The sequence below is a fragment of the Leisingera sp. ABM4_060 genome (assembly GCF_056158765.1).
This window is the reverse complement of sequence record NZ_JBSWTX010000001.1, coordinates 1,217,932-1,230,645: the sequence shown is the minus strand read 5'-3', so window position 1 is coordinate 1,230,645 and position 12,714 is coordinate 1,217,932. Positions and strand designations below refer to the sequence as shown.

Below are 12,714 nucleotides of genomic sequence, written 5' to 3'. Positions count from 1 at the left end.
GTATGCCGGGAGATGCAAATCCGCAAGTGAGCGCTGCCGGAGAAGCTCCGGCGGCCCGCTCTGGCCCGCGTCACGTGGCCATCATCATGGACGGCAATGGCCGCTGGGCGCAGGCCCGGGGACGGCCGCGGCTGTTCGGCCACCATGCCGGCGCGCGCCGGGTGCGTGAAATTGTCGAGTGCTGCCCGGGTCTGGGTGTTGAATATCTGACCATTTTTGCCTTTTCGACCGAAAACTGGAAGCGCACCCAGACCGAAGTTGCCGGTCTGATGAGCCTGTTCCGCCGGTACATTTCCAAGGAAATGAACGCCTTGGCCGAAAAGAACGTGCGGGTGCGCTTTATCGGCGACCGGGTCCGGCTGGATGCCAAACTGATCGAGCTGATGGATAAGCTGGAACAGAAGACCGCAGGCAACGGCGGCACCCAGCTGACCATTGCGCTGAACTATGGGGGCAGGGACGAGGTGGCGCGCGCCACCAAACGGCTGGCCCGCGATGTGGCCGAAGGGCGGCTCAACCCGGAGGACGTCGATCAGGAGACCCTGCCGCGTTATCTGGACACCCATGTGCTGCCGGACCCGGATCTGGTGATCCGCACCAGCGGCGAGGCGCGGATTTCGAACTTCCTGCTGTGGCAGTCGGCCTATGCGGAGTATGAGTTCATCGACACTCTGTGGCCGGATTTCACCAGTGAGGAAATGGCACGGCTGTGCAACAGCTTCGGCCGCCGCGACCGCCGGTTCGGGGCCATCAAGACATGAGCGCCGCCAAGGGCCGCTGGGCCGATCTGCTGCCGCGGGTCCTGTCCGCCATCGTGATGGTGGCCGCGGGCGGCTATGCCGTCTGGGCCGGCGGGCTGATCTTTGATGTGCTGATTGCGCTGTGCTGCGGCGGCATGGTGTGGGAACTGGTGCGGATGCTGCAGCCCGGGCGCGGCGCCACTGCGCTGCAGCTGGGGGCAATCTCCGCCGCAGCGGTGCTGCTGGCCTCCTTGCTGCCGGTCCTGTGGGTTCTGCCTGTGCTGGCGGCGCCGGTTGCCGCGGGCTTCAATCAGATCCGGGAACAGCGGCAGAGTTTCACCAGCTTTGCGCTGTGGGTAATGCTGGCAGGCTTTGGTTTCATCTGGCTGCGCGGCCAGATGGGGGTGGACTGGATGTTGTGGCTGATCGGTATCGTGGTGGCCACCGATGTGGCGGGCTATTTTGCGGGCAAGGCGATCGGCGGGCCGAAGTTCTGGCCGCGCATCAGCCCCAAGAAGACCTGGAGCGGCACTTTGGCGGGCTGGGTGGCTGCGGCCATCGTCGGCGCTGTCTTTGCGGCGCAGGCTGGATTGGGCTTTGGCATTGTGGTGCTGTCGGTGCTGCTGTCTATGGCCAGCCAGGCCGGCGATGTGGCTGAAAGCGCCTTGAAGCGGAAGATGGGCGTCAAGGATTCCAGCGGTCTGATCCCCGGCCATGGCGGGCTGTTCGACCGCTTCGACGGGATGCTGGGCGCCGCGGCCATGTTCCTGGCCGTGACCTTCATCTGGAGCTAATACGTCCGGGCTAACCAGGCAGGAAAGAACATGCGGAAAGTCTCGATTTTCGGCGCTACCGGGTCGATTGGCCAGAACACCATCGACCTGATCCGCCGCGCGCCGGAGGCCTATCAGGTGGTGGCGCTGACTGGCGGTGCCAACATCGCGCGGCTGGCGGAGGATGCCACTGAGCTGCGGGCTGAAGTTGCTGTCACCGCTTTTGAGGACCGTTTGCCGGAACTGCGCGCGGCACTTGAAGGCTCGGGTGTTGAGGCCGCAGCCGGGCAGGCGGCGCTGGTCGAGGCCGCAGCGCGGCCTGCGGATTGGATCATGTCGGCGATCGTTGGTGCGGCCGGTCTGGCGCCGGGGATGGAGGCGCTGAAACACGGCACCACCCTGGCGCTGGCCAACAAGGAATCGCTGGTTTGCGCAGGCGAGCTGCTGTTGCAGACAGCACAGAAACACGGCGCCCGGCTGCTGCCTGTCGACAGCGAGCATTCGGCAGTGTTTCAGGGGCTGGTTGGCGAAGATGTCAGCGCGGTTGAGCGGATCATCATCACCGCGTCCGGCGGTGCCTTTCGTGATTGGCCGCTGGAAGATCTGCCGAAGGCCAGCTTGGCGCAGGCGTCCTCGCACCCCAATTGGGACATGGGGCAGCGGATCACCATCGACAGCGCCTCGATGTTCAACAAGGCGTTGGAAGTCATTGAGACACGGGAATATTTCGGTGTACGCCCGGATCAGATCGAGGTGCTGGTGCATCCTGAATCCCTGGTGCATGCACTGGTCGGATTCAACGACGGGGCCATCATGGCGCATCTGGGCGCGGCGGATATGCGCCATGCCATCGGCTATGCGCTGCACTGGCCGGAGCGGCAGCATCTGCCGGTGGAACGGCTGGATTTGGCCCGCATCGGCCAGTTGAATTTCCGCGCCCCCGACATGGCCCGCTATCCGGCGCTGCGCCTTGCCTATGAGGTGATGGAGCGCGGCGGTTTGATGGGGGCGGCGTTCAACGCCGCAAAGGAGCTGGCGCTGGATGAGTTCATCGCCGGCCGCATCCGTTTTACCGATATGGCAGCCGTTACCGCGATGGTGCTGGAGCGCATTGAGGCGGAAAGCGGCCTCATAGATGCCGCAATGACACTTGATAACGTGACGCGGGTTGACCATCTCGCACGCAAACAGGCGGCAAAAGCTGCCGCAGAACGCATAGGGTAGATCTTTGGACGCACTTGCCTTTGTCCCGCAGTTTGGCGGTTTTCTGTATACGATCGCCAGCTTTGTCATCGCCTTGTCGGTGATCGTGGCGGTGCATGAATACGGCCACTACATCGTCGGCCGCTGGTCGGGTATTCACGCCGAAGTGTTCTCGATCGGATTTGGCCCGGTGCTGTGGAGCCGGGTCGACAAACACGGTACCCGCTGGCAGATCGCGGCGCTGCCATTTGGCGGCTATGTGAAGTTCCTGGGCGATTCCGATGCAGCCTCCGGCAAGGATACCGGCGCGATGCAGGCCGCGGCTGCCGATCCGGCAGCGCTGCGCCGGACCATGCATGGTGCTCCGCTGTGGGCGCGGTCGGCGACGGTTGCGGCGGGACCGGTGTTCAACTTTGTGATGTCGGCGGCGATCTTTACCGCAGTGGCCCTGTCTCAGGGCGTGATGCGCGACCCGCTGACCATCGGCAACCTGGCGCCGCTGCCGGGGATCGAGAATGGTTTGCGCGAAGGCGATGAGCTGATCACGGCAGGCGGTGTCGAAGTTCCCAACTTCCTGGACACTGGCGCCTGGGATGTGTTCCGTGAAGCCGTGCCGCAGCAGCAGCCGCTGGAGTATCTGGTGCGCCGCGACGGGGCGGAGGTGAGCGCGTCGGGCCCATACCTCTATCCGCCGCTGGTGCGCGGCGTAGCCCCCCGCAGCGCAGCCTCTGATGCCGGTCTGAAGCCTGATGACGTGATCGTGGCGGTGGATGGCGCACCGATTGTGTCCTTTGACGAACTCAAGCAGCATGTCGAAGCAGCCGATGGCAAGGTGCTGGTGCTGGACGTCTGGCGGGACGGCCAGCAGGTCGAGATGGCACTGGCGCCGCGGCGCACCGATGAGCCGCAGCCGGACGGCAGCTTTGCAACCCATTGGCGGATTGGCATCATTGGCGGAATGGCCTTTGAACCAGCCACAGATGCGGCAGGCTTCGGGGAATCCCTGGCGGCGGGCTCCTATCAGGTCTGGGCGGTTGTGGAGACCTCTTTGTCGGGTCTCAAGCACATGATTACCGGCGCAATCAGCACCTGCAACCTGTCCGGGCCGATTGGCATCGCCGAAACCTCCGGCGCGATGGCCAGCCAGGGGGCCGAAAGCTTTATCCGCTTTATTGCGGTGCTGTCGACGGCCGTTGGCCTGTTGAACCTGTTCCCGGTGCCCGCGCTGGATGGCGGCCACCTGATGTTCTACGCCTATGAGGCCGTGGCGGGCCGTCCGCCCAGCGACCGCGCAGTGCGGGTGCTGATGTCTCTCGGCATCGCCATTGTGCTGTCTCTGATGGTGTTTGCACTTGGCAATGACCTGTTCTGCTAAGCCGCCCGTACCTCTGGCATGAAACGGGGCGGCCATAGTGCCGCCCTACTGCTGCCACATTCCCCGGTTAATTTTTTGTCAATCCGCAGGACGCGCAGGGCTGCGCCTCCTTGGGTGACGGGTGAACACTGGGGGACGACCGATGCAAACACTTACCCAATCTTACCGCGGCCTGGGCCTTTTGGTGCGGCTGAACTGGGACCGTGCCATGGCTGGTTTTGCCATCCTGGGCGCCCTGACAGCAGGTGCCTGGCTCGCAACATTGTGATTCCGGCTTCCGGCGCGCCAGCCCGCAGCGCCGCAAGCCGCCCGAATGCGTTTTGTTGGTTTTGACAAGCGCTTTCAAACCCGGTACGCACAAGCCAAAGCTGCTATAATAATCGGGTTCTGAAAAATGGTTTGGGGGAAAGTCGCAGGCAAGTCCTGTGGTGAGCGCAAGTCGGGCATCAACATCTTGTATCGGAAAGTTTCTGCCATTTCTCTGGCAGTTGCGCTGGGTTATGCGTTTTCGCCGCTGCCCGCGGAGGCGCAGAGCTTCCGCTTCAATTCGGTTCAAGTGGAGGGCAATCAGCGGATCCAGACGTCTACTGTTGTCGCCTACACCGGCATCGAGCGGGGCCAGGCCGTCAGCGCCGGGGAGTTGAACGACGCCTATCAGCGCGTCCTTGACAGTGGCGTATTTGAAACAGTCGAACTGGTGCCCCGCGGCAATACGCTGGTGATCAAGGTCACCGAGTTCCCGACCATCAACCAGATCAGTTTCGAGGGCAACCGGCGTCTGAAGGATGACTCGCTGGAACAGATCATCGAATCTGCGCCGCGCCGGGTTTTCAGCCCGTCGCAGGCAGAACGCGATGCAGCCCTGATCGCCGAGGCCTACAGCGTGCAGGGGCGTTTGGCGTCGCGCGTGACGCCGCGGATCATCCGCCGCAGCAACAACCGGGTCGACCTGGTGTTCGAGATTTCCGAAGGCGATACCATCGAGGTTGAGCGCGTCTCTTTCACCGGCAACCGGGTCTATTCCGACCGCCGTTTGCGCAGGGTTCTGGAGACCAAGCAGGCCGGTTTTCTGCGGGCTTTCATCAACTCCGACACCCTGATCGAAGACCGGCTGGAATTCGACAAGCAGGTGCTGCGCGATTTCTACCTGTCGCGCGGTTATGTGGATTTCCGGGTGAACAGCAGCAACGCCGAGGTTACCCGCGAGCGGGATGCGGTGTTCCTGGTGGTCGATGTGACCGAAGGCCAGCAGTTCCGGTTCGGCAACATCTCGGTCACCAGTGAAATGCCGGAGGCCGATGCAGATCTGTTCCAGTCGACCCTGAAGATCAAGCCGGGGGTGGTGTATTCGCCATCGCTGGTGGAAAATGCGATTGACCGGATGGAAGGGCTGGCGGTCAGGAACGAGATTGATTTCCTGCGGGTTGAGCCGCGGGTGACCCGCAACGACCGGGACCTGACCCTGGATGTCGAGTTTGTGCTGCGCCGCGGGCCACGGGTGTTTGTCGAGCGGATTGATATCGAGGGCAACACCACCACCTTGGACCGGGTGATCCGCCAGCAGTTCCGGGCAGTGGAGGGCGATCCGTTCAACCCGCGATCGATCCGCAACAGCGCCGAGCGGATCCGGGCTTTGGGGTTCTTTGCCAATGCTGACGTCGAAACCCGCGAAGGCAGTTCCTCGGATCAGGTGATCGTCGATGTCGATGTCGAAGAGCAGCCGACCGGCTCTTTGAACCTGGGCGGCGCCTACTCGGTTTCCGATGGTTTCGGGGTCAGCATCGGCCTTTCGGAAAACAACTTCCTGGGCCGCGGCCAGCGGCTGTCATTCAATGTGTCGACTGCCACGCAATCTGATTCATATGTATTGGGGTTCTCCGAGCCATTCCTGCTGGGCCGGGATCTGCGCTTTGATCTAGACCTTGGGTTGAACGAGACCGACTCCAGCTTCTCGGAATACCGGACCAAGCGGATTTTCTTCCAGCCGGCGCTGACCTTCAACACCGGCGAGGATACTACGCTGCAGGTTCGCTACACTTGGGACGCGGACGAAATGCTGTTCAGCGACAATGAAGACGATGATACGTCTACGTTCCTGGCCAGCCCGGTCATTCAAAACGAAATTGCGCAGGGAGAACGCACCGCCAGTGCGATCGGGTTTACCTACCGCTACGACAGCCGTTTGACGGGCCTGGATCCGAATTCAGGATTCCTGGTTGAAGTTGGGGCGGATTACGCCGGATTGGGCGGGGATTCTGAATACATCAAAGCAACCACAAAAGTTGTCGCGCAGACTAAGATTCTGAACGAAGAAGTCACACTGCGCGCAACCGTGGAGGCGGGCGCTTTCCAGTGGGAAGGAAGCGGCTCCAGCCGCTCAATTGACCGGTTTGTTCTGTCACCCTCGATTATCCGCGGATTCGAACCTGGCGGCATCGGACCTCGGGATCAGTCGGCCATCACGGGTGGAACCGGGAACTACAACGACTTCCTTGGCGGTAACTATTACGCCGTGGCACGCTTTGATGCGGAGTTCCCGCTGGGCCTGCCAGAAGAGTTGGGGATGCGGGGCGGTCTATTCTACGACGTCGGCAGCCTGTGGGGGCTTCAGAATGTGGATACAACAAACCCGGTCGGTGGAAATGCCGCCATTGTCGGGCGCGATCAGTCCTTCCGCCATGTGGTGGGCGTCTCGCTGCTGTGGACCACAGGCATCGGCCCGCTGCGGTTCAACTTCTCCAAGGCGATCCAGAAAGAGGATTTCGACCAGGAGCAAAGCTTCGACCTGACCCTGCAGGCGAGGTTCTGATCTGGTGCTAAGCGGGGCACACTGTACTTGGGCGGCCTGCGGTCTTGCCGCAGCGCTGGCCTGTATGGGTGCGGCTCCCGCGCAGGCGCAGCAGACGCTGCCGCCGTCGGCCCTTGCGGGCAGTGAATTTCCATTGGGGCTGCCGCAAAGCGGCATCCTCACCATTCAGCCGGAACGGCTGTTCTCCGAAAGCGCCTTTGGCCAGCGGGTCGAGCGGGAGATCGAGGCAGAGGGCGCAGTGCTGACAGCGGAAAACCGCCGCATCGAGGCCGAGCTGCGCGCCGAAGAGCTGGAGCTGACCGGGCGGCGCAGTGAAATGGAACCGGATGCGTTCCGCGCCCTGGCCGATGCCTTTGATCAGAAGGTCCAGGAAACCCGCCGCCGTCAGGATCAGAAACTGCGTGAAATCAACCAGATGGGCGAGGAAGCCCGGCGTGAGTTCATTTCGGCGTCGCTGCCGGTGCTTCAGCAGATCATGCGCGAAACCGGGGCCGGGGCGATTCTGGACCATTCCTCGGTGTTTCTGAGCGCCGACGCGGCTGATATCACCAGCCTGGCCATCACCCGGATCGACGAGGTCTTGGGCGACGGTGCGCCGGACGAAGACGGCGAGCCCTGAGCAGGGCAAACTTGCCCAATGGCCGCCTGCTTGCTAGGGACGGCGCGACACTTTTGACGAATATGGGAAACCAAGCATGACCACCGAGCTGCAAAGCGCTGATATTCAATTGATCCAGCGGATCCTGCCGCACCGTTACCCGTTCCTGCTGGTCGACAAGGTGGTCGACATCGACAGCTATAAATCGGCGCGCGGCATCAAGAACGTCACCATGAACGAGCCGCATTTCCAAGGCCATTTCCCGGGCACGCCGATCATGCCGGGCGTCACCATAATCGAGGCGATGGCGCAGACCGCGGGTGTGATGCTGGGCGTCGGCATGGATATGGTCGACACCGATCTGCTGATCTATTTCATGAACATCGACAAATGCAAATTCCGCCGCAAGGTGGTGCCGGGCGATGTGCTGGAGATGCATGTGGAAACCCTGCGCGGCAAGCCGGGCGGCAAGATCTTCAAGTTCTCGGGCCGGGCGACCGTTGACGGCGAAGTGGCGGCCGAAGCCGAGTTCTCGGCCATGGTCGACGTGCAGAAGGACGGATGAAGATGAGCCGGATCCACCCCAGTGCCGTAATCGAAGAGGGCGCCAAGCTTGGAAAGGATTGCGAAATCGGTCCCTTCTGCTTGGTTGGCGCCGAGGCTGTGCTGGGGGACCGGGTTGTTCTGAAATCCCATGTGGTCGTGACCGGCGACACCGAGATCGGCGACGAGACGGTTGTCTTCCCCTTTGCGGTGCTGGGCGAGATCCCGCAGGACCTTAAGTTCAAGGGGGAGAAATGCAGGACCGTGATCGGCAAGCGCAACCGCATCCGCGAGCATGTGACGGTGAATGCCGGCACCGAGGGCGGCGGCGGTGTCACCCGCATCGGCGACGACGGGCTGTTCATGGCGGGTTGCCATATCGCGCATGATGCGCAGGTCGGCGACCGGGTGATCGTTGTGAACTCTGCCGCGGTGGCGGGCCACTGCGTGCTGGAGGATGACGTGATCATCGGCGGCTTGTCCGGCATCCACCAGTGGGTGCGCATCGGCAAGGGTGCGATCATTGGCGCGGTCACCATGGTGACCAACGACGTCATTCCTTATGGCCTGGTGCAGGCGCAGCGGGGCGAGCTGGACGGGCTCAATCTGGTTGGCCTCAAACGCCGCGGCGTTGCCCGCAGCGACATTACCGCTTTGCGGGCGGCGTTCCAGATGCTGGCGCAGGGCGAGGGCACCTTCCAGGAGCGCGCCAAGCGGCTGGGGGATGAAACCGAGAGCCAGTACGTGCAGGAGATCGTTGCCTTCATCACCGGTGAAAGCGACCGCTCCTTCCTGACTCCGGGAGGCTGATCCCATGCTGGCAGTGATTGCAGGCACCGGCGCGCTGCCGGGTGAAGTGGCGGCGCGGGCTCCTGGCCGCCCGCTGATCTGTGCGATGGCGGGTTCCGAGCCGGATTTGGTAGATCCTGAGATCACCTTCCGGTTTGAGCAGCTGGGCACCTTCCTGGAGCGCTTGAAGGCGGCCGAGGTCACCGAGATTTGCATGGCCGGTGCGGTGCGCCGCCCCAACATTGATCCGTCGGCCATCGACGCGGCCACCATGCCGCTGGTTCCGGTGCTGCAAGGCGCGCTGTCTGCTGGTGATGACGGCGCCTTGCGGGCGATTATCGGCATTTTCGAACAAGCGGGTTTTGCGGTGCGTGCTGCCCATGAGGTGGCGCCGGATTTGCTGATGGCCGAGGGAGTGCCGACCAAAGTGCAGCCGGGCGAGCTGGACAAGGCGGATGCCGTCCGCGGGGCGGAGATCGTTTCGGCGATGTCTGCTGCCGATATCGGCCAGTCCTGTGCGGTGCGCGGGCGGCAGGCGATAGCGGTCGAAAACCTCTTTGGCACTGACTGGATGCTGACCTCGTTGCGGCAGCGCCCGGACGGGCAGGGCGGCCTTCTGTTCAAAGCCCCAAAACCGGCGCAGGACCGCCGGGCAGATTTGCCAACCATCGGAGTTGAAACGGTAGAAGCCGCCGCCACGGCCGGGCTCTCCGGCATCGTGCTGGAGGCAGGCGGCGTCATTGTGCTGGAGCAGAAGGCGGTGATCGCTGCCTGTGACCGGCTTGGCCTGTTCCTGTGGCTGCGGCAGCCGTGAGCCTGCGGGTTTTTATCCTGGCGGGCGAGCCTTCGGGCGACCGGCTGGGCGGGGCCTTGATGGCGGGGCTGAAACAGCTGGCACCCGGTGTCAGCTTTGACGGCATTGGCGGCGCGCTGATGGCGGAACAGGGGCTGGTCTCGCGCTTTCCGATGGATGAGCTGTCGGTGATGGGGCTGGCCGAGGTGCTGCCAAAGTACCGCCACCTGAAACGCCGGATCCGTGAGACCGCTGAAGCGGTACTTGAAACCAAGCCTGATGTGCTGATCACCATCGACAGCCCGGATTTTTCTCTGCGGGTGGCGCGGCTGGTCAAAGAGCAAAGCGACATCCGTACCGTGCATTACGTGGCGCCGTCGGTCTGGGCCTGGCGGCCCAAGCGGGCGCAGAAGATGGCCGAGGTCATCGACCAAGTGCTGGCGCTTTTGCCGTTTGAGCCGCCCTATATGGAAGCGGCCGGCATGGACTGCGATTTTGCCGGCCACCCGGTGGTGGCGGAGCCGCAGGCGACGGAACCGGAGATTGCCGCCTTCCGCACTGAATTCGGCTTGGGGAATGCGCCCTATGTGCTGGCGCTGCCCGGATCACGCCGGTCGGAAGTATCGCGTCTGGCCCCGGAGTTTGGCAAGGCGCTGGTGCAGTTCACTTCCAAGTATCCGGACTACCGGATTGTGGTTCCCGCCGCTGCGCCCGTCGCGGGTTTGGTGCAAGACGCACTGAAGGATTGGCCGGCGGGCACCGTCATGGTGGATCCGAACCAGTACAGCCCGGAGCGCGCCAAGGCCTTCAAACGCGCCGCCTTTGCCACCGCCAGCCTTGCGCTGGCGGCCTCGGGAACTGTGTCCCTGGAACTGGCCGCAGCCCGCACGCCGATGGTGATTGCCTATAATTTCCGGTGGCTGACCTGGCAGATCATGAAGCGCATGGCACTGATCGATACCGTGACGCTGGTCAATCTGGTGAGCGAGACCCGTGTGGTGCCGGAATGCCTTGGGCCAGATTGCACACCGGAAAACATCTCCGCCCGTTTGGAAGCGCTGGCAGCGAACCCAAGCGCTCAGCTGGAAGCGATGGAATTGACCATGAAGCGTTTAGGGCAGGGCGGAGAAGAGCCTGGTTTGCGTGCGGCACGGGCTGTTATCGACCGGCTGCCGGCTGTTTGAGTTTAAAGCGCACCGGATGCGGAGCCACCACTGCGCGGCTTCCGGTGGCGCGGATGCTTGCGCATCCGCGCGGCGCCTGCCGCCGGGCTGCCGCGGAACACAGGCGGCCGGGAAGGGCGAAAATTTTGCGGGATTTTCTGCTGTGAAGCGCCTAAGGGCAGGTCTGCCCTCAGGCGCTGTTTCAATTTTGGTTTAAGGGAGTTCTGTCAAGGACAAGCCGCGCGTGCCGCGCGGAGGCTGCGCCTTCCTTGACAGAACCACCGGGTCAGTAGCCGCGCCAGATCCAGCCGCCGCCGAAGATGCGGCTGCCCTCAGGCGCGTAGAACACGCAGGCCTGGCCGGGGGAGACGCCTTCTTCCGGCGTCAGCAGTTCCACCTCGGCAGTTGTATCGGTCAGCGGCCGGATGATTGCCTCGCGCGGGGGGCGGGTGGAGCGGACCTTGACCTTCAGGTGCCACTCTTTGCGGCTGGTAAAGGGCTCATCCCCCAGCCAGTTGATCTCGCGCACGGGGATAGTGCGGGTGGCCAGCAGTTCCTTGGGGCCAACAACAACCTGTTTCTTGTCCACGTCCAGCTTCACCACATACAGAGGTTCGCTGAGGCCGCCGATGCCCAGGCCGCGGCGCTGGCCGATGGTGTAGTGAATCACCCCGTCATGCGCGCCCAGAACCCGGCCGTCGGCATGCACGATCTCGCCAGGCTCGGCAGCTCCTGGGCGCAGTTTCTCGATCACCGAGGCATAATTGCCGTTGGGGACAAAGCAGATGTCCTGGCTGTCGGGTTTATCCGCCACCGCCAGCCCGTATTGCGCCGCCATCTCCCGCGTTGCGTCCTTGGAGGGCAGATGCCCCAGCGGGAACCGCAGGTAATCCAGTTGTTCGGGCGTGGTGGAAAACAGGAAATAGCTCTGGTCGCGGTTGGCATCTTCGGCGGAGTGCAGTTCCGGCCCTTGCGGCCCCATCTTGCGCTGGATGTAGTGGCCGGTGGCCATGCAGTCGGCTTCCAGGTCCTTGGCGGTTTCCAGGAGGTCCTTGAACTTCACCCGCTCGTTGCAGCGGATGCAGGGCACCGGGGTGGCGCCGGCCAGATAGCTGTCGGCGAACTCGTCAATCACCGCATCCTTAAAAATGTTCTCATAATCCAGGACGTAATGCGGGAAGCCGCGTTCCTCGGCGACGCGCCGTGCATCGTGGATGTCTATCCCCGCGCAGCAGGCGCCTTTCTTGGCCAGCGCCGCACCGTGATCGTATAGCTGCAGCGTCACGCCAACCACATCATAGCCCTGATCGGCCAAGTATGCTGCAACAACAGAGCTGTCGACGCCGCCGGACATGGCCACCACCACCCGGGTTTCGGAAGGCGGTTTGGCAAAGCCGAGCGAGTTGAGTTTGGTGTTGTGGTCCAGCGCCATGGGGCAGCTCCTGAAGGCAAGGGGGCAGGCGCCGCAGAATATAGGAAAATCCTAACAACTCTCAAGGGGCGTGGTTCACGCACCGTTAAGCCTGATCGGAAATTCTTTTCCCGACCCCAACGAAAAGACCTTCGAGAGGGAAACGGGATGTTTTTGAAGAAAGTCGACGGGCCGCGTGCGGTCACCCTGCCGGATGGCACCATCATGACGCGGGCGGATCTGCCGCCGCCCACCACCAAGCGCTGGGTTGCCTCGCGCAAGGCAGCGGTGGTGCGCGGGGTGCTTTACGGGCTTTTGCCGCAGAAGGAGGCGATGCGCCGCTACGGCCTTAGCGAGGAGGAGTTCCGCAGCTGGGTTGCTGCCGTTGCCGACCATGGCGAAGAGGCGTTGAAAACCACCCGGCTCAAGAAATTCCGCAACCCGGACGGAAATTAATTTTCGCCGCCCTTGAGTTGCATTCGTAAATTAACCATCATGGTAACGAGGCATTAACTTT

The 12,714-nt window shown here is 62.9% G+C and carries 13 protein-coding genes; 12 read left to right on the top strand and 1 reads right to left on the bottom strand.

The genetic code is table 11. The features are described 5' to 3' along the window. Positions 1 to 2 precede the first annotated feature (2 nt). The 11 genes from ACXAEH_RS06035 to lpxB all read left to right on the top strand — a co-directional run bounded on the left by ACXAEH_RS06035 (position 3) and on the right by lpxB (position 10,807). Entirely contained in the window at positions 3 to 761 is a 759-nt protein-coding gene (locus ACXAEH_RS06035; protein ID WP_475031558.1) for an isoprenyl transferase, read from the top strand. Further along, positions 758 to 1,534 (top strand): phosphatidate cytidylyltransferase, encoded by a 777-nt coding sequence (locus ACXAEH_RS06030; protein WP_475031557.1) that lies wholly within the window; start codon positions 758 to 760, stop codon positions 1,532 to 1,534. The genes ACXAEH_RS06035 and ACXAEH_RS06030 overlap by 4 nt, the downstream gene beginning before the upstream one ends. 30 nt (positions 1,535 to 1,564) lie before the next feature. Beyond that, a complete protein-coding gene (dxr, locus tag ACXAEH_RS06025) occupies positions 1,565 to 2,737 on the top strand; it encodes a 1-deoxy-D-xylulose-5-phosphate reductoisomerase (RefSeq protein ID WP_475031555.1) in 1,173 nt (390 codons plus the stop codon). Between the two features lie 4 nt (positions 2,738 to 2,741). Beyond that, positions 2,742 to 4,091 (top strand): RIP metalloprotease RseP, encoded by a 1,350-nt coding sequence (rseP, locus tag ACXAEH_RS06020; RefSeq protein WP_475031554.1) that lies wholly within the window; start codon positions 2,742 to 2,744, stop codon positions 4,089 to 4,091. A gap of 142 nt (positions 4,092 to 4,233) precedes the next feature. Further along, positions 4,234 to 4,359, top strand: coding sequence for a hypothetical protein (locus ACXAEH_RS06015; protein WP_475031553.1), 126 nt, complete (start codon positions 4,234 to 4,236; stop codon positions 4,357 to 4,359). Between the two features lie 126 nt (positions 4,360 to 4,485). Then, the gene (bamA, locus tag ACXAEH_RS06010; protein WP_475031552.1) at positions 4,486 to 6,900 is read left to right on the top strand and encodes an outer membrane protein assembly factor BamA; all 2,415 of its coding nucleotides are present in this window, start codon (positions 4,486 to 4,488) and stop codon (positions 6,898 to 6,900) included. Between the two features lie 64 nt (positions 6,901 to 6,964). Beyond that, entirely contained in the window at positions 6,965 to 7,519 is a 555-nt protein-coding gene (locus tag ACXAEH_RS06005) for an OmpH/Skp family outer membrane protein (protein ID WP_475031551.1), read from the top strand. A gap of 76 nt (positions 7,520 to 7,595) precedes the next feature. Next, positions 7,596 to 8,063 (top strand): 3-hydroxyacyl-ACP dehydratase FabZ, encoded by a 468-nt coding sequence (gene fabZ / locus ACXAEH_RS06000; RefSeq protein ID WP_264213441.1) that lies wholly within the window; start codon positions 7,596 to 7,598, stop codon positions 8,061 to 8,063. 2 nt (positions 8,064 to 8,065) lie between these two features. Then, complete coding sequence (lpxA, locus tag ACXAEH_RS05995) at positions 8,066 to 8,851, top strand: acyl-ACP--UDP-N-acetylglucosamine O-acyltransferase (protein WP_475031550.1); 786 nt, start codon at positions 8,066 to 8,068, stop codon at positions 8,849 to 8,851. A 4-nt stretch (positions 8,852 to 8,855) separates the two neighbouring features. Then, the gene (locus ACXAEH_RS05990) at positions 8,856 to 9,644 is read left to right on the top strand and encodes an LpxI family protein (RefSeq protein WP_475031549.1); all 789 of its coding nucleotides are present in this window, start codon (positions 8,856 to 8,858) and stop codon (positions 9,642 to 9,644) included. Continuing rightward, on the top strand, positions 9,641 to 10,807 hold the full coding sequence (gene lpxB / locus ACXAEH_RS05985) for a lipid-A-disaccharide synthase (protein WP_475031548.1): 1,167 nt from the start codon (positions 9,641 to 9,643) through the stop codon (positions 10,805 to 10,807). The genes ACXAEH_RS05990 and lpxB overlap by 4 nt, the downstream gene beginning before the upstream one ends. A gap of 265 nt (positions 10,808 to 11,072) precedes the next feature. Here lpxB and mnmA read toward each other — a convergent pair whose 3' ends face one another. Further along, positions 11,073 to 12,218: a tRNA 2-thiouridine(34) synthase MnmA gene (gene mnmA, locus ACXAEH_RS05980; RefSeq protein ID WP_475031547.1), complete on the bottom strand. Its 1,146-nt coding sequence runs from the start codon at positions 12,216 to 12,218 to the stop codon at positions 11,073 to 11,075. Between the two features lie 147 nt (positions 12,219 to 12,365). Between mnmA and sciP the strand changes: the two genes are divergently transcribed. Next, positions 12,366 to 12,653 carry a CtrA inhibitor SciP gene (gene sciP / locus ACXAEH_RS05975; protein WP_475031546.1) on the top strand — a complete coding sequence of 96 codons (288 nt, stop codon included), beginning with the start codon at positions 12,366 to 12,368 and terminating at the stop codon, positions 12,651 to 12,653. The last annotated feature ends 61 nt before the right edge of the window (positions 12,654 to 12,714 follow it).

Coding starts and splice junctions, on each gene's coding strand:
- ACXAEH_RS05990 (WP_475031549.1), top strand. CDS start 8,856: ATGCTGGCAGTGATTGCAGGCACCGGCGCGCTGCCGGGTGAAGTGGCG.
- dxr (WP_475031555.1), top strand. CDS start 1,565: ATGCGGAAAGTCTCGATTTTCGGCGCTACCGGGTCGATTGGCCAGAAC.
- ACXAEH_RS06005 (WP_475031551.1), top strand. CDS start 6,965: ATGGGTGCGGCTCCCGCGCAGGCGCAGCAGACGCTGCCGCCGTCGGCC.
- ACXAEH_RS06035 (WP_475031558.1), top strand. CDS start 3: ATGCCGGGAGATGCAAATCCGCAAGTGAGCGCTGCCGGAGAAGCTCCG.
- fabZ (WP_264213441.1), top strand. CDS start 7,596: ATGACCACCGAGCTGCAAAGCGCTGATATTCAATTGATCCAGCGGATC.
- ACXAEH_RS06015 (WP_475031553.1), top strand. CDS start 4,234: ATGCAAACACTTACCCAATCTTACCGCGGCCTGGGCCTTTTGGTGCGG.
- ACXAEH_RS06030 (WP_475031557.1), top strand. CDS start 758: ATGAGCGCCGCCAAGGGCCGCTGGGCCGATCTGCTGCCGCGGGTCCTG.
- sciP (WP_475031546.1), top strand. CDS start 12,366: ATGTTTTTGAAGAAAGTCGACGGGCCGCGTGCGGTCACCCTGCCGGAT.
- bamA (WP_475031552.1), top strand. CDS start 4,486: ATGGTTTGGGGGAAAGTCGCAGGCAAGTCCTGTGGTGAGCGCAAGTCG.
- mnmA (WP_475031547.1), bottom strand. CDS start 12,218: ATGGCGCTGGACCACAACACCAAACTCAACTCGCTCGGCTTTGCCAAA.
- lpxA (WP_475031550.1), top strand. CDS start 8,066: ATGAGCCGGATCCACCCCAGTGCCGTAATCGAAGAGGGCGCCAAGCTT.